Here is a 16,342-nt window from a genome sequence, read left to right on the forward strand (position 1 = left end):
TTAAATGCCTGTATGACGCATAAAATTATCGATGATGATGGCGGTGGCCGTGGCTACATTCAGCGACTCTGCCTTGCCGAAAGCCGGGATCTTTATGAGGTGGTTCACTTCACTGGCGACTTCCGGGCGTATGCCATTGGCTTCATTTCCCATCACCACAACGCCGTTGGGTTGCAACTGCATCTGGTGCAGGTTCTCGCCCTCCAGCGATGCTCCGTATATAGGAATGCCCACCGGAAGTTCGCGCAACCATTCCCCCAGATTGAGATAATAGGCTTTGACCCGGGTAAACGATCCCATGGTGGCTGAAATGGTTTTGGGATTATAAAAATCAGCACAAGTCTCGGAGCATATGATGTTCTGGATACCATACCAGTCCGCGATGCGGATGATGGTGCCCAGGTTGCCCGGATCGCGTATATCGTCCAGCGCTATTGTAAAATTGCCGGATTTGAACGCTAAATTGGGAAGCTGCCGCATGTGGGCTACGGCCAATCCTGCATTATTACTTGAAAAAGTACCTGCCTTTGTCAAATCCTGTTCCGTAACAAGTTCGTATGGTGTACCTTTGCTTAGTCTGTTGCCATGCTCCTGCAGGAATTCTTCGGTTATGAACAGGTGCTGCAGCTCAAAGTCTGAGTGTAGCAGCTCGAGTACACTTTTGGCTCCCTCCACCACAAAGGCTTGGTGTTGGTTGCGGTATTTTTTTACTTGCAGGGCATTAACATACTTTACAATTGCTTTCGACAACATAGAGCAGAGAATCGTTTGAGAACACGATGTTACATATTCGGGCTGGTAATTACAATTATTAGTTTAGCTGCCTGTGTGCCCACCAAAAATCTGGGCGAGAACGAGCAACTCCTGCTAGGTATAGAGCCCAAAGGGATCAACCATGTGAGCCAGACTGATATTGAGGCGGTTTACCAGCAGCAGCCAAACCGCACTTTCCTTGGCTCTACCCCTTATCTGGCCATTTATAATTTCGGGAAAAAGTTTTACAGTCCTTCGCGCATTGACGAGCGGATTGAGGAACTACGGACGAAGCGAGCTAGCAAAATAGCCGAAGCCGGCGACTCCACTAAATCCCGTCGCATACAAGATCGGTTTGACCGCCGCATTGCCCGACAGCGTGATCGTAAGGAAGAGGGCAACTTGCTGATGCAGATCGGCGAGCCGCCCGCCATTTATGACTCCCTGCTGATGGAGCGCACCATGGACCAGGTGGAGATCTACATGAACACCAAAGGCTTCTTTAACCACGAGCTAAGCTATGAGAAGCAGGACAAGGGCAAGAAGGTATACATCACGCTCAACATTGAAGAAAACGAACCCTACCGCTATAGTGAGTTCAGCTATACCATTCCAGACGATTCCCTGTTGCAGGTTGTGAAGCGGTATGAAGACCGGTCTTTGCTGAAAGTCGGCGACGTGTACGACGAGCAGCTGATCAGTGACGAGCGTGACCGCTTATATGAGATGGTTCGCCACAACGGGTATTTTGACTTTGTCCGCGCTTATATCGAGTTCGACGTGGACACCAGCTTTGGGGGTAATACGGTCAGGGTAAACACCATTATCCAGAACCCTGAAGATCAGGAGGCTCATAAGGCCTATACCCTCCGGAATGTATACTTTAAAACAGACGCAGACCGCTTTGGCCTGGTACGAGACACGCTGGAGTATAGCAATGTGCAATACCTGGCCTATGACCAGAAATTTTCTCCCCACATACTGGACAAAAAGGTATCCATTTACCCTGGCCAGCGCTACAGCCAGTTCAGGACTTCACTTACGCAAAGGCGCCTCTCCGAAATAGACGTGTTTCAGTTCAACAACGTCAGCTACAGCAAAATCACGGACCTGACGGATTCACTGGCCGGCAATCAGCTCAATGCCTTCATCAATGCCGTTCCTTCGAAAAAGTTTCAGGAAACGACCGAACTGGGCATGAACTTTACAGAGCGACGCCCCGGCCCTTTTTCAAGTGTCAGGTTAAAGGTGCGCAATGTTTTTGGCGGTGCAGAGAACCTGGATTTTGGAATACGTGGTGGCTTGGAAGGGCAGATAAATATTTCGGATCCCAATGAGACAGTCATGATCCGGGAGTTTGGCGGTGATGCAGCTCTCACTTTCCCAACCTTTGTGCTGCCTTTTGGCGGCAGGAACATTTTGGAGGACTATAATCCCAGAACAAGGATTTATACTGGTTACACCAATGTAAATCGTTCCGAATTCTCCCGTTCCATTTACGAAGCCTCACTTGACTACATCTGGTTCAAGTACCCTCGTCCATTGCTGACACCGACGGTGCAATATATATTTTCTCCTGTCAATGTGAACGTTATTCAGGTGGGCCGAATCAACCCTGATTTTGACAGTACCTTCTTACAGAACCCAAGTATCCGGTCTTTCAGCGAAAGTTTCAGGAGTGGTTTTATTTCATTTGTCAGCTTTAGCCTCATCTACAACACCAACGATTTCATACAGTCCCGCAATGCACGGTACATGCGCGTGCTGACCGAGGTGGGTGGACTTACTTCTAAGCTCGGTATTATGCCTGAGACGGGCAATTTGCGCCAATTTCAATACGCCAGGATCAACCCGGACTATCGCCGTTACATCCCTTTGGGCGGGCAGCGCTATTTCGTTTACAGAGTCAATGCGGGGGTGGGTGCTCCGCTCTTTGGTTCATCCGCTCTGCCTTATGATAAGTATTTCTTTGCCGGTGGCGCTTCGAGCGTTCGCGCCTGGACAGCCCGTCGTTTGGGACCAGGTTCCTACGCTACACTTCGCTCTGATGTAGAAGAAAAGACAGTAGTGCCAGAGCAACCGGGAGAGGTACTACTGGAAGCCAGCGCCGAGTACCGCTTTAATATGGTCGGCTTCCTGAACGGGGCACTGTTTGTGGATGCCGGCAACGTGTGGATGCTTAAACCTGATAACCGGCCTGGCTCCAATTTTAAGTTCAACCGCTTCTACAAAGAACTGGCAGTTGGTACCGGCTTTGGTCTGCGTCTCAACTTCTCAGTCGTGATTTTGCGATTTGACTTTGCTACACAGGTATACGATCCGGCTGGGGATGTAAATGGCAACAAATTCGTGATCCGCGATTTCCGCTTCTCGGACTTTTTCCGTCAAACGGACCCTGTTGAGCGACGGACAAATCTCAACATCGGCATTGGTTATCCTTTCTAATTCCTGATGCACAAAAAAGCCCCACCATGTTCTGGCGGGGCTTTTCAATTATCCTATACCTAAGATTAGTAATTCAGCAACTCTTCTATAGCAGCTGCCACTTTATCGGGGTTCGGCAGCATCATTTTCTCGAGTTCAACATTCAAAGGTATAGCCGGCAGGTTGGCGGCACCCAAGGTATAGACTGGCGCATCCAGTTGCTGGAAACACTCTTTCGAAATACGACCGGCCAGTGACTCTGCAAATGAATTCATCAGTGGCTCCTCGGTCAGCACCAGGGCTTTGCTATGGCGGCGAACCGATGCTACGACCGCTTCGAAATCTAATGGGTTAAGGGTACGCAGATCCAGGATCTCTACACTGCCTTTAAATTGCTTCGATGCTGTTTTGGCCCAGTACACGCCCATGCCGTAGGTAATTACGGTCATGGAGTTACCCATACTCATTTCCTCATCGCTTGCATGCTGCACTACATTGGCTTTTCCAAGTGGCAGGATGTAGTCCTCATCCGGTTCTACGGTTTTGGCGTCTTCTGTGCCAGCTACTTTCGACCAGTACAGGCCTTTGTGCTCGAGCATGATCACCGGGTTTGGGTCCAGGAAAGCAGCCTTCATCAGACCCTTCATATCAGCAGCATTGCTTGGGTATACTACTTTAATGCCGCGTATGGTCAGCAAAGTAGATTCGATGCTGCCTGAGTGGTATGGACCGCCACCACCATAGGCCCCAATCGGCACGCGGATCAGCGATTGCACCGGAAACTTGCCCATCGATAAGTAGCAGCTTTTTGAAAGTTCTTCCACCAACTGGTTCATACCCGGCCAGATATAGTCGGCAAACTGGATTTCTACAATCGCCTTTGCTCCTACAGCGGACATACCTGCTGTAGAGCCGACAATGTAAGCCTCCTGGATCGGGGTGTTGAAGACGCGGTTGTCACCATATTTTTTGGCCAGCAAAGCAGCTTCACGGAATACACCCCCTAGTTCCCCTCCTACGTCCTGACCATAAAATAGTGCCTCCGGATAGGTGCGCAAGATATCGTCTACAGCATGCAGGGCGGCATCCACCATGATAGTTTTTTCTGCACCGGATGGGCTACGCTCGCCTTTTTCCTCAGTTACGGGTGTCGGGGCAAACTCGTGTTGGTCGAATGTAACGGGATCAGGTACAGGAGCATCCAAAGCACGCTGGTAGTCGGCTGCTACTGTTTTCTGAGCCTCCTGTTCCAGCCATTGTATTTCTTCTGTTGTCACATCAGACTCTAGAAGCGCCTGACGCAGTTTCGGAATCGGGTCATTCACGCTGTGCTCCTGCAGGTTGTCTCCGCGGTACCACTCACGGCGCACACCGGAGGTATGGTGGCCCAGCAAAGGTACTCTGGCATGCACCAGGATCGGTTTGCGTACCTCCCGCACATACTCAAAAGCTACCCGCATACCCTCGTAAGACTCGGTAAAATCAGAGCCGTTCACGCGCAGGCGTTCCATCCCCTTAAAGCCAGCCGCATATTCGTAGGCGTCCATAGCGCGCATTTCCTTGCCGGTGGCCGAAATACCCCAGTCGTTGTCCTGCACCAGGTATACGATGGGCAGATTCTTGAGAACCGCCATCTGGAAAGCCTCGGCTACTTCGCCTTCGGTTACAGAACCGTCGCCGAGTGAGCAAAGCACAACAGGCTTTTCCTCGCCATTGGCCAGGCCCTGCGATTCGAAATAAGATATAGCATGTGCCATACCTGTAGCAGGTATAGCCTGCATGCCGGTCGCAGAACTTTGGTGCGGAATAGTCGGGAAACCTTCGCGACGCAGTGACGGGTGTCCGTAGTAGGTACGGCCACCTGAGAACGGATCGTCTGCCTTGGCCATCAGCTGCAGCATCAGTTCGTACGGCTGCATGCCTATACCTAGCAGCATGGAGTCGTCGCGGTAGTAAAGCGCAGCGTAGTCGTAGGGCTTCAGCTGAAAGGCAGTGGCCAGTTGGATGGCTTCGTGTCCACGCGATGTGCTGTGCACATACTTGCTGCAAATCGTTTTATTTTCTTCGTAGGTGTCTGCCATGGTTTTGGCAGTTATCATCAGGCGGTAGGCCCTTTTAAGGATAGCAGTGTCAATCTTAAAAGCCTCCATCAGTTCTTTTGACATAGGTTGCGCTTAGTTTATGCCCGAAGTTAAGCAAAAAAGCCCTTTTTCTGAAATCCTTACGAATGTTCGGTAGAGCGGCGTTATTTTGGTAATTTTGTGTTCGGATTTTGGGTATGTAGTGCTTTACGCTGGTTTTCAGGTATAGCTGTCGTCCAAAATTTGATGACTATTGTCTTACAACTAACATCTATAAAATGTTCAGAGAAGAAGTTGAAGCTTTTATGCGCCAGTTCCAGCTGGATCTGGTGCGCGACCTTGAAAACTGCGATGCCGGTGCTACTTTCCAGAAAGACGAGTGGCAGCATGGGCAGGGCGGTGGCGGCATTTCCCGCATCATTGAGAATGGAAACGTGCTAGAAAAAGGCGGCGTCAACTTCTCTGCCGTTCAGGGCGAGCTTTCTCCCCAATTCCTGAAAATGCTGCAGATGCCTGACCCGAAGTTTTTTGCCACGGGTGTTTCGGTGGTGATGCACCCGCACAGCCCGATGGTGCCGATCACACACATGAACGTACGCTACTTTGAGGCAGGCGACGGTACGGCCTGGTTCGGCGGCGGCATCGACCTGACACCTATTTATGTTGATTTGAAACAGGCGCGGGAGTTCCACGAGGCCATGAAAGCCGTATGCGACAAGCACCATCCCTCCTATTATCCGGAGTTCAAGAAGTGGGCGGATGACTATTTCTATAATGAACATCGCCAGGAAACACGCGGTGTGGGCGGCATCTTCTTTGACCGACTGATGGCCACGGACGAGATCAGCATGCAAGAACGATTTGCCTTTGTGCGTGATGTAGCTTATGCTTTTGCGCCTTTCTATACCAAGATCATCAACGAAAACCGCCATTTGCCTTTTGGGGAGCGCGAAAAACAGTGGCAACTGATCCGCCGTGGACGTTACGTGGAGTTCAACCTCGTGTACGATCGCGGCACCAAGTTCGGACTGGCTACAAACGGACGAATCGAGTCGATTTTGATGAGTCTGCCACTGCATGCCTCCTGGGTATACAACCACAAACCGGAAGCGGGTGGTCCAGAAGAGAGAACGTTGGGTTACCTCAAGAAGGAAATTGACTGGATAAATATAGTTTAGTGCTGCATTGCAGGAAATGTTAGATCATGGTTATTTTCTGATAAATGAAAGGCAGATCTCTAACCATTATTTCTAATTTAGAATTTCTAATTTTTAATTAAGCGTAGCGCTCACATGCTCGATCAACTGGAGAAGCTGGACCAGGAACTGTTCCTATACCTGAACGAACAGCAGAGTCCGTTCTGGGACACCGTCATGGTCACGGTTTCCAATAAGTATTTCTGGATTCCTTTTTACCTAATGCTGATCGGCTATATCATCTGGCGCTATAAAATGCAGAGCATCCCGATGCTGCTGATGGCCGTGGCAGGTATAGGATTGGCTGATTATGTGGCTTCTGGCATCTTTAAGCCGTATTTTGCCCGTCTGCGTCCTTGCCACGATCCGGAGCTTTCAGCGATGGTGAACCTGGTGCAGGGCTGCGGTGGTAAATTCGGATTCCTTTCCTCCCACGCCTCCACGGGTTTTGCGCTGGCCGTCTTCTTTAACCTGATCCTCTCCGACCGTTACCTGATTTTCAAGATTGTGCTGGTGATCTGGGCGGTGCTTGTGTCTTATAGTCGTATTTACCTGGGCGTACATTATCCTGGTGATATTATTGGGGGCGCTTTGGTCGGTACTGGTACGGCGATGCTGGCTGTGGTGGGCAACCGGTTGTGGTTGCGAAAATATACCCGCTTTCAGCATAAACCTTTGGCATAATCCGCTGTTTCTGTCGTATTGTTAGAACAGCTGATTTCCGGACTTGCAACTACGACGCTTCTTATACCTGATTCTGCCGCTATTACTCCTGCCTTTGCTACCCGCCTGGGCACAGGACAGCTTTGTACTGCGCGGCCAAGTGTTAGACGTAAACACAGCAGAACCGCTGGCAGGTGCTTCGATCAGTTTGAAAGAACGCCCCTCTATCGGCACCGTCTCGGAGCCCGACGGCAGGTATAGCCTGCGTGCGCCGGCCGGAAGCTATACCCTGGTTATCCGCTACATCGGTTACGAAAACCAGGAAACACCGCTACAACTTTTCCGAAACGAGACGCTCGACCTTAAGTTAACCCCGGCCTCCTACAGCACGCGGGAGGTGGAAATCATCGGCACACGAATCAAACCCATTACCCAAACCGCCACGATGGGCGAAATTGATATTCCGATGCAGTCGGTGAAGACGCTGCCGGTGCTGTTTGGCGAGACGGACATCATGAAAACGGTACAGCTGATGCCGGGAATTCAATCTGGTGGGGAAGGCAATACGGGCTTTTATGTACGCGGCGGAGGGTCCGATCAGAACCTGATTCTGCTCGATCAGGCGGTGGTTTATAATCCGGGACACCTGCTCAATTTCTTCTCGGTCTTCAACAGCGACGCCATTAGCAATGCCACGATGATCAAAGGCAACATGCCGGCCAGGTATGGCGGACGCCTCTCGTCAGTTTTGGATGTGGAACTACGCGAAGGCAGCGCGGACAGTCTGCAGGCTGAAGGCGGCATCGGACTGATCGCCTCCCGCCTGACGGTGCAGGGGCCGCTTGTAAAAGACAAAGCTGCCTTAATCTTCTCGGCCCGCCGGACCTATGTGGATGTTCTTTTCGGCCCTTTTCTGCGGCACACCGAACAAGGCGGTGTGCCTTATTACTTCTATGATTTCAATGGGAAAGTCTCCTATACCTTGTCGCCCAAAGATAAGCTATACCTGAGCGGTTACTATGGCAAGGATGTGGGTACCCTTACCTTATCTTCGGGACGCTTTGAGGCTGACTTCCAGTGGGGGAATGCCTCAGCCACGGCTCGCTGGAATCACCAGTTTTCGGACAGGCACTCCGTGGATGTTTCAGGTATACTGAGCAATTACGCTTTTGATTTCACCTGGGATTTCGGCGACATTACCACTTCAGTGGAAACCGGAATCAGGGATTATACCGCCAAGGCAGATTTTGTCTACACTCCATCAGCGCAGCATCATTTGGAATATGGGCTACAGTACACGCACCATACCCTGCGCCCCCGCACGGGCAGCGCCGAAACCGCGGAGGGTGATGTCTTCACTACGGATCAGATACTCTCAAAAACTGCCCATCAGGCAGCGATCTACCTTTCTGATGACTGGAACGTGACGGACCGTCTTTTGCTGAGCCTGGGTATACGCGGCAGTTATTTTGCGCAGATGGGGCCTTTTACTTTTTATGAATTCGACCAGAATCAACGGACCGTCGATTCAGTAGCATATGGCGATGGAGAACGGGTGAAGGTTTTTCATGCACTGGAGCCGCGGGTATCGGCACGCTATACCTTGAGTGCAAACTCTTCCATAAAAGCCAGCTATACCCGCTCGGCGCAGTACCTGCATTTGGTTTCCAATGCATATACCACTTTGCCGCTGGATGTGTGGGTGCCAAGCTCAGCCATTGTGGAGCCGCAACAGGCGACCCAATATGCTGTCGGGTATTTTCAGAGCTTCAGCCAGAACATGTACGAAGGTTCTGTGGAGCTTTATTATAAGAGTATGGAAAACCAGCTCGAGTACCGCGAAGGTTTTGTAGCCGGTCCGAGCAATCGCGATCTGGAGTATGAATTTGTGCGGGGCAGCGGCGAGTCCTATGGGGCTGAGTTTTTCCTGCGCAAGAATTATGGCGACCTCCAGGGTTGGATCGGCTATACCTTGTCGCGTACCGACCGCACATTCCCCGACATCAACCAAGGCCGTACCTTCCCCGCCCGCTTCGACCGCCGGCACGATGTGTCGCTGGTAGCCACCTATACCTATAATCCGCGCTGGACCTTTGGCGGCAGCTTCGTCTACGGAACCGGACAGGCGACCACTATGCCCGAGCGTCGCTACCTGATTGAAGGCACGGTCAATTACCAGTACGGCGACCGCAACAGCTTCCGGATGGAGCCCTTTCACCGACTGGATTTATCGGCCACATTGGAGGGGAAAGCGCAGCGCAGGCTGCAGTCGAGCTGGACGTTTGCGATCTATAACGTGTATGGCCGCCGCAATCCGTTTCTATACTACATCGACAGCGAAGGAGCGCCTTACGGCACTGATACAAAAGTGCAGGCCAAAAAGGTGTCGCTGATCCCTTTCCCGTTGCCATCCGTCACCTGGAATTTTAAATGGTAAAACGATGCGATTAAGATATACTCTGCTTTTGCTGTTCCTTACTTTTCTCACCGCTTGCGAAGAGAACCTGACCATTGACATACCTGCCGGGCAGGAGCAATTGGTGGTGGAGGGACATATTGAACAGGGGACGCCCCCGGTGGTGGTACTCACGCGCAGCAGGCCGGTTTTTGCGGGCTTCTCTCCTGCCGATATCCAAGACAGTTTCGTGCACGGTGCGCAGGTGGTGGTGTTGAGTGGCGGGAAAAGCTATACCTTAAAAGAAGTGCCAGCCGCTGCCTTCTGGCCTGAGCTGCGGCGCGTGGTTTCGGAGCAGTTTGCTATACCTGAAGAGCAGCTGACTGCCAACAGCAATTTTATTTTCTATGTCTATACCTCGGAGGAGTTGCTGGGTGAAGTAGGCAAAAGCTACCAGTTGCGGATTAGTCATGAAGGGCGGGTACTGACTGCTTCTACTACCATCCCCAACCTGAACCCGCTGCAGGAGCTTTTTCTGCAACCCCATCCCGACCCGAGTCAGGACAGCTTGTTCACGTTGTTTTACCGCTACCAGGATCCCGACTCACTCGGAAACAACATTCGTTACTTTACAAAGCGCAACAGCGAGCCTTTCTACCCGGGCCATTTCGCTTCTGTTTTTAATGACGAGCTGATAAACGGCGTACAGAGTCTGAGTTTCCCACTAGACCGTGGCGAGCCACGTGGTCAAGATGTGGACCTCGACACTTTCAGCTACTTCGGCAAAGGCGACACGATTGTGGTGCGCTGGGCAGCGATTGATATTGAACATTACCGCTTCTGGTATACTCTGGAGAACGAGCGAAACAACAATGGCAGCCCCATCGGCTCTCCTAATACCACGCGGTCAAATATTAATGGTGGACTGGGCGTGTGGGGTGGCTACGGGGTAACGTATCATCAGATTGTGGTGGAGTAAGGTTTAAGCTTTCCCCAGCAACCTCGCCACATACTTCCCGATAATATCGAACTCCAAATTAACGGTGGAGCCCGGCTTTACCTGGTGCAGATTGGTATGTTCGTATGTATAAGGGATGATCGCCACAGAAAAATGGTCCTCCTGCGAATTGACTACCGTCAGACTGATGCCGTTCACCGTAACAGAACCCTTCTCCACAGTCACATTGCCCAATGTCGGGTCGTAGCGAAACGTAAAAACCCAGCTGCCATTCTGGTCTTCCACGGACTCACAAACTGCCACCTGGTCCACGTGGCCCTGTACGATGTGTCCGTCGAAGCGGCCGTTGGCACTCATGCAACGCTCCAGGTTCACTTTGTCACCCACTTTCAGGCTGTTCAGGTTAGTTTTTTGCAACGTTTCGTTGATGGCCGTTACCGTATAGTCAGTCTCTGAAATATTCACGACCGTCAGGCAAATGCCGTTGTGGGCCACACTCTGGTCTATCTGCAACTCGTGCGTAAAGGGAGACGACAGCGTGAAATGCTTGTTGGTACCTTCTTCCTGAATGGCCTGTACCTGGCCCATGCCTTCTATTATACCTGTGAACATGGTTTTCTAGGTTGTTATCTGAACTCAAAATTAACCATGTTTTCACTCAAATGCACGGTCATACCCTGCAAAACCGTGCGCTGGCAAGATTAAATTGCGATCGGGTTAGGTAACTGTGGGCAGGTATGCTTATTTTCGCAATACACGAGCTTCAGGCTGATTGCAAACAAGGTATAGCATAATTCCTATACCTGAAACTGTTCAGCTTGCTTGTTTTTTAAATTTTAAAAGACTCAGAGGGAAATGCAGACAGATTTGTACAAGCACAAAGGCATGCGCCGCGCCTTGGTAAAACAGTTGAGAGACAAAGGTATACGCGATGAACGGGTGTTAGCGGCAATTGAAACTGTACCACGGCATTTTTTCTTTGAGAAAGCGTTCCTCGAGCAAGCCTACCAGGATAAAGCCTTCCCAATTGGCGAGGGCCAGACCATCTCGCAACCTTATACCGTGGCCTTTCAGACGGAGCTTTTAAGGCTGCAGCCAACCGACAAAGTGCTCGAGATCGGAACCGGTTCCGGTTACCAATGCTGTGTGCTGCTGCAGATCACGCCCAAGGTATACACCATCGAGTACAACAAGCCCCTCTATGATAAAGCGGTGAAGTTTTTCAAAACGTATGGTTTATTCCCGCATACCTTCCATGGCGATGGTTCTCAAGGACTGCCAGCTCATGCTCCTTACGATAAGATCATTGTGACGGCAGGTGCGCCAGGTATACCGAAAACACTGGTCAGTCAGCTGAACATTGGCGGCATTCTGGTCATTCCTGTCGGAGGCGAGTCGAGCCAGAAAATGCTGCGCATTACCCGTACCAGCGAAAGTGAATTTTCACAGGAGGCTTTCACTGATTTCAAATTCGTGCCATTGCTCGGTAAATCCGGCTGGGACAAGCCTTCATTTTAAGATAATGTAAAACTCTCTTAATTTATACCCGGCTTTTTGTTTGGCCCTCCGTCACCTATCTTTGCGGCAGAATTTATAGAAGAGACATGCGTAAACAGAAAAAAGTAAGCGAATCCTACGTGATCATGACTGAGCTGGTGTTGCCTAACGATACCAACACCCTGAATAATCTGATGGGTGGCAAAATGATGCATTGGATGGACATCGTGTCGGCCATCGCTGCTCAGCGCCATTCCAACCGTATTGTGGTAACGGCTTCGGTGGACAACGTGTCATTTGCTGAGAGTATAAAACTGGGCAACGTAATCACCCTCGAAGCCAAAGTAACCCGCGCTTTCTCTTCTTCCATGGAGGTGCACATCGTGGTGTATGCCGAGGACATACCTTCCGGAAGAAAAGTGATGTCAAATCAGGCATTCTTTACTTTTGTGGCAGTTGATCAGTCTGGCAAAGCAATCGATGTGCCAGAGGCTATACCTGAAACAGAAGAAGAAATCAAGCTTTATGAAGGTGCACTGCGTCGTCGCCAGCTACGCCTGGTGCTGGCTGGCCGTATGAAGCCGAGTGAAGCAAACGAATTGCGCTCCATTTTCGATCTGAAGGAAGATCAGGATTAATTTATACCTATAAAAATGACCGCACTCACGCCAGAGCAACTAAACAGCGAGTTTCTCCGACATTTTATGCCGGAAACGCTATACCTGATTGCAGAAGATCAAGTAGCTGGGCGCGATGTGTCTGCTGTAGCGCCTGAAGCAGGGAGCGCAGCAGATTATTCCGTCTCAGCAAGTTCCGAACAACCAGCCGAGTCTAACAGTCAGACAACTACAGCCTCAGTTCCCTCAGTTCCTGCTGCAGCTATACCTAAAATACCAAAAGTTGAAAAGACGCAACAGCCGAAGTCTATTGAGGTGATCGGTGAAAACCGTAAGGGGCTAGTCGTTTTGGTCACGTTGCCTGAGCCAGCATTTAAAGCTTTGCCGCAGTCCGATTTCCTGATCAAGATTCTGGCTGCAATTGGTTTTGGACCTGCAGATGTCGCTTTTGTAAATAACGTATCCGGTGCCACGACCAGGTTTGAGGCACTTTGTGATGCACTTCAAACCAATTATATCCTCAGCTTTGCCAGCCGCCTGGATACTGAGCTGCCACACGATAAATTCACACTCTACAATCCGGTGCAGGTTGGCAGTGTACCTGTAGTGTTTTCGCAATCCTTAGCCGTGCTCGATGGTGATCAAGAGCAGAAAAAATTGCTTTGGGGAGCGCTGCAACGCGTGTTTAAAAAATAATGCTTATAAACGAGAAAAGCCCCTCCTACACGGAAGGGCTTTTCTCGTTTTAGAGGTATAGCTATACCTTATTGAACGAGCGAAGCAATTTTAGCTTCCAGTTCTTCTCCTCTTAAACCTTTGGCGATAATGTTTCCTTCTTTATCAAGCAGGATGGTCTGTGGGATGGCATCTACCTGGTAAAGTTGAGCCGCAGAACTTTCCCATCCTTTCAGGTCAGAAACCTGCGGCCAGGTTAATTTGTCATCTGCGATCGCCTTCAGCCATTTTTCACGTGACTGGTCCAGCGATACTCCAAAAATCTCGAAACCTTTGTCTTTATACTTGTTGTACATTTTTACCACGTTCGGATTCTCTTTGCGGCATGGTGCGCACCAGCTAGCCCAGAAGTCGATCAGTACATATTTACCTCTGAGTGAAGACAAGGCAATTTCTCCGCCTTCTGGTGTCGGGAGCTTAAAGTCCGGCGCAGCAGAGCCAATGGCCGTCGTGCGCAAGGATCCTAGTCGCTCCGTCAATGTTTTCGTATACTTCGACTCCGGTAGGTGCTGGGTATAAAGCGTAAGCATGCTATCGGCAAAAGCAAAATCCAGCTGTGGGTTTACCAGGCTCAGTGTACCAAAAGCGGATACAATGGAGTTAGGGTGACTGGCAATGAATTTCTTAACCTCTTTTTGCAAATTCAGATACTGCTGTCGATACCCTTCGGCTTCCTCCGTTTTACCTTCCGACATGGCACGGTTAAACTGTTCGCTCAGGGCCATTTCCTTCTGACGGTTTTCATTCACCATCTTGTTCAGCTGTTGGAAGAGCTCCGAATCATCTGAGTTTTCGAATTTGGCGGTATTGTTCAGGTCGCGTGCATCAGCCTCTACCTTGATTGCCTTATTCTCCAGCACCATCATCATTGCGTTTTGCTGGTCAAGGCCAAGGCGGTACAGTGTGGGTTCCGTCACCTCGCCCTGAAAAGTAAACGTGCCATCCTGACTAATATCAGCAGTGTCGCGCGCAATGAATTGCTGCTCTCCCAGTTCAAACAAAAAAATCTGACCTGGCGTGGCATTTTGCAATTTACCTTCTATGGAATAGGCGCTGCCGTTGGTTGCTGTTTTGTTGCCCTGACAGCTGGCCATCAATGCAGCCGTCGAAGCCAGTACGACATAGTTTCTAAGGTTCATATTTATTCTTTGTTGACTGTTTGACAAAAGACTATTTGACAAAGGAAAATATCATCATGCAGGCTCTCGTATCAAGAGCAGAAGACCTTGAGTTTTGACAACTTTGGAAGAAGCAATAAGAACAAGCTTCCTTTGTCAAAACCTCCTTTGTCCAATATTGTTAAGCATTAAGTCCTTCTTGCAGCAATTTGTTTGCCACTTTCGGATCGGCTTTACCTTTGGTTTTCTTCATGATCTCACCCATGAACATACCAATCAGTGATTGTTTGCCTGCCTTATACTCCTCCACTTTCTGCGGATTGGCAGCCAATACTTCAGCCACGATCGCTTTCAATGACTCAGAGTCCGAATCCTGTAACAGATTCTGCTCTTCGGCCACCTGGTGTGCAGGTATACCTGGATTCTCCAGCATATAAGGGAAAATCTTTTTGGCAGCTACCGAGTGGCTCACCTTGTTCTCGTCCACCAGCGTGATGATCTCCGCGATGGCATGCGGCTGCAGTGGGAAGTCCTTAATGTGCAGCTGTAGCTCGTTCAGGTAGGACTTCACCGGACCAGTTACCCAGTTGGCTGCCCCCTTGTAGTTTTGAGTGTGCTTGCAAAGTTCTTCGTAATACAACGCTATTTCTTTCGCGTCTGTCAAAACACCTGAGTCATATTCAGACAAGCCAAACTCTTCTGTGAAGCGCTTGTACAGTTCCTGCGGCAGACTTGGCATGGTGGCTTTGATGCGCTCCAGCCACTCCTGCTCGATCACCAAAGCTGGTAGGTCCGGCTCCGGAAAATAGCGGTAGTCGTTCAGTGTTTCTTTTGAACGCATGGCCGTGGTCGTGCCGGTGTTCGCATCGAAGTTACGGGTTTCAGAATCAATCGTGCCGCCGTTCTCGATCACCATGATCTGGCGCTCGATTTCATGCTCGATGGCACGCTGCACATTGCGGAATGAGTTCATGTTTTTCACCTCTACCTTGGTCCCCCAAAGTGGTGAATCTTTCAACATCACCGATATGTTGGCGTCGCAACGCAGCGAACCTTCTTCCATGTTGCCGTCGCAAATCTCTAGGTAGCGCACCAATCGGCGAATCTCCGTCAGGTAGTTATAAGCTTCTTCTGAATCACGGATATCCGGTTCCGACACGATCTCAATCAACGGTACGCCGGCACGGTTTAGGTCGATCAGCGTTTCGGTTTCGCCGGCCAAGTGCATAGATTTACCAGCATCCTCTTCCATGTGAATCCGCGTAATGCCGATGCGTTTGTCATTTCCTTCAGCATCTTTTACGTCCAGATAGCCAGCCGTACAGATAGGCGTCTTGTCCTGCGTGATCTGGTAGCCTTTCGGAAGATCCGGGTAGAAATAGTTTTTGCGGGCGTAAATGTTGTAGCGTCTGATGTCGCAGTTCGTTGCCAACCCCATTTTCACAGCCATTTCTACCACAGACTTATTAATGCGTGGCAGCGTACCTGGATGACCCAGTGTAATCACGCTCAGGTTTGTGTTTGGCAGTACGCCATATTCGGTTGAGTCAGACGAGTAGGCCTTGCTCTCTGTCAGCAGCTGGGCGTGAACCTCTAGACCGATAATCGCCTGGTATTTGTCTCTTATTGCTTTATCCATGATTCTTATAGCAAGAACACTTATTTCTGATGAATATGATGATTCCCTTCCGCTAAAATTAGGCGAAAATTTTACTTATGTCTGAAATGATAACGAAAACCATGGCCACGACTATAAGGTTAAAGAATATCATACCGAACAGGTATAAAAGTTTCTGTTTCTTATATCTCTCCTTTTTCAGGTAACTCTTTAAAATATAAACCAGCCCCAATGGTGAAATGGCAAAGGCCATCAAAGTGGGTAACCCCACTAATAAGTCAGTTAGG

13 protein-coding genes are annotated in these 16,342 nt (G+C 50.0%); 8 read left to right on the forward strand and 5 right to left on the reverse strand.

Annotation, left to right across the window (positions count from 1 at the left end):
- Entirely contained in the window at nucleotides 1–753 is a 753-nt protein-coding gene (locus L1278_RS18580; protein ID WP_253406526.1) for an RNA methyltransferase, read from the reverse strand.
- Between the two features lie 75 nt (nucleotides 754–828).
- Here L1278_RS18580 and L1278_RS18585 point away from each other — a divergent pair, with 75 nt between their 5' ends.
- A complete protein-coding gene (locus tag L1278_RS18585) occupies nucleotides 829–3,198 on the forward strand; it encodes a BamA/TamA family outer membrane protein (protein WP_253406527.1) in 2,370 nt (789 codons plus the stop codon).
- A 65-nt stretch (nucleotides 3,199–3,263) separates the two neighbouring features.
- Here L1278_RS18585 and L1278_RS18590 read toward each other — a convergent pair whose 3' ends face one another.
- Nucleotides 3,264–5,342 carry a thiamine pyrophosphate-dependent enzyme gene (locus L1278_RS18590; RefSeq protein WP_253406528.1) on the reverse strand — a complete coding sequence of 693 codons (2,079 nt, stop codon included), beginning with the start codon at nucleotides 5,340–5,342 and terminating at the stop codon, nucleotides 3,264–3,266.
- 194 nt (nucleotides 5,343–5,536) lie between these two features.
- Between L1278_RS18590 and hemF the strand changes: the two genes are divergently transcribed.
- From hemF to L1278_RS18610, 4 genes are all read left to right on the forward strand, one after another.
- Complete coding sequence (gene hemF, locus L1278_RS18595) at nucleotides 5,537–6,436, forward strand: oxygen-dependent coproporphyrinogen oxidase (RefSeq protein WP_253406529.1); 900 nt, start codon at nucleotides 5,537–5,539, stop codon at nucleotides 6,434–6,436.
- A gap of 114 nt (nucleotides 6,437–6,550) precedes the next feature.
- Nucleotides 6,551–7,138 carry a phosphatase PAP2 family protein gene (locus L1278_RS18600; protein WP_253406530.1) on the forward strand — a complete coding sequence of 196 codons (588 nt, stop codon included), beginning with the start codon at nucleotides 6,551–6,553 and terminating at the stop codon, nucleotides 7,136–7,138.
- A gap of 43 nt (nucleotides 7,139–7,181) precedes the next feature.
- Entirely contained in the window at nucleotides 7,182–9,554 is a 2,373-nt protein-coding gene (locus L1278_RS18605; RefSeq protein ID WP_253406531.1) for a TonB-dependent receptor, read from the forward strand.
- Nucleotides 9,555–9,558: 4 nt separating this feature from the next.
- Nucleotides 9,559–10,491 (forward strand): DUF4249 family protein, encoded by a 933-nt coding sequence (locus L1278_RS18610; protein ID WP_253406532.1) that lies wholly within the window; start codon nucleotides 9,559–9,561, stop codon nucleotides 10,489–10,491.
- Nucleotides 10,492–10,494: 3 nt separating this feature from the next.
- Here L1278_RS18610 and L1278_RS18615 read toward each other — a convergent pair whose 3' ends face one another.
- Nucleotides 10,495–11,082: a riboflavin synthase gene (locus tag L1278_RS18615; protein ID WP_253406533.1), complete on the reverse strand. Its 588-nt coding sequence runs from the start codon at nucleotides 11,080–11,082 to the stop codon at nucleotides 10,495–10,497.
- A gap of 243 nt (nucleotides 11,083–11,325) precedes the next feature.
- Between L1278_RS18615 and L1278_RS18620 the strand changes: the two genes are divergently transcribed.
- The 3 genes from L1278_RS18620 to L1278_RS18630 all read left to right on the forward strand — a co-directional run bounded on the left by L1278_RS18620 (nucleotide 11,326) and on the right by L1278_RS18630 (nucleotide 13,280).
- Nucleotides 11,326–11,988: a protein-L-isoaspartate(D-aspartate) O-methyltransferase gene (locus tag L1278_RS18620; protein ID WP_253406534.1), complete on the forward strand. Its 663-nt coding sequence runs from the start codon at nucleotides 11,326–11,328 to the stop codon at nucleotides 11,986–11,988.
- Between the two features lie 86 nt (nucleotides 11,989–12,074).
- Nucleotides 12,075–12,605 (forward strand): acyl-CoA thioesterase, encoded by a 531-nt coding sequence (locus tag L1278_RS18625; protein ID WP_253406535.1) that lies wholly within the window; start codon nucleotides 12,075–12,077, stop codon nucleotides 12,603–12,605.
- 15 nt (nucleotides 12,606–12,620) lie between these two features.
- Complete coding sequence (locus tag L1278_RS18630; RefSeq protein ID WP_253406536.1) at nucleotides 12,621–13,280, forward strand: hypothetical protein; 660 nt, start codon at nucleotides 12,621–12,623, stop codon at nucleotides 13,278–13,280.
- Between the two features lie 68 nt (nucleotides 13,281–13,348).
- Here the strand turns inward: L1278_RS18630 and L1278_RS18635 are convergent, their stop codons facing one another.
- Complete coding sequence (locus L1278_RS18635) at nucleotides 13,349–14,458, reverse strand: TlpA disulfide reductase family protein (protein ID WP_253406537.1); 1,110 nt, start codon at nucleotides 14,456–14,458, stop codon at nucleotides 13,349–13,351.
- 160 nt (nucleotides 14,459–14,618) lie between these two features.
- Nucleotides 14,619–16,076: an Asp-tRNA(Asn)/Glu-tRNA(Gln) amidotransferase subunit GatB gene (gene gatB / locus L1278_RS18640; protein ID WP_253406538.1), complete on the reverse strand. Its 1,458-nt coding sequence runs from the start codon at nucleotides 16,074–16,076 to the stop codon at nucleotides 14,619–14,621.
- Nucleotides 16,077–16,342 lie beyond the last annotated feature (266 nt).

This window comes from Pontibacter sp. HSC-36F09, assembly GCF_024171605.1.
Lineage (GTDB): Bacteria > Bacteroidota > Bacteroidia > Cytophagales > Hymenobacteraceae > Pontibacter.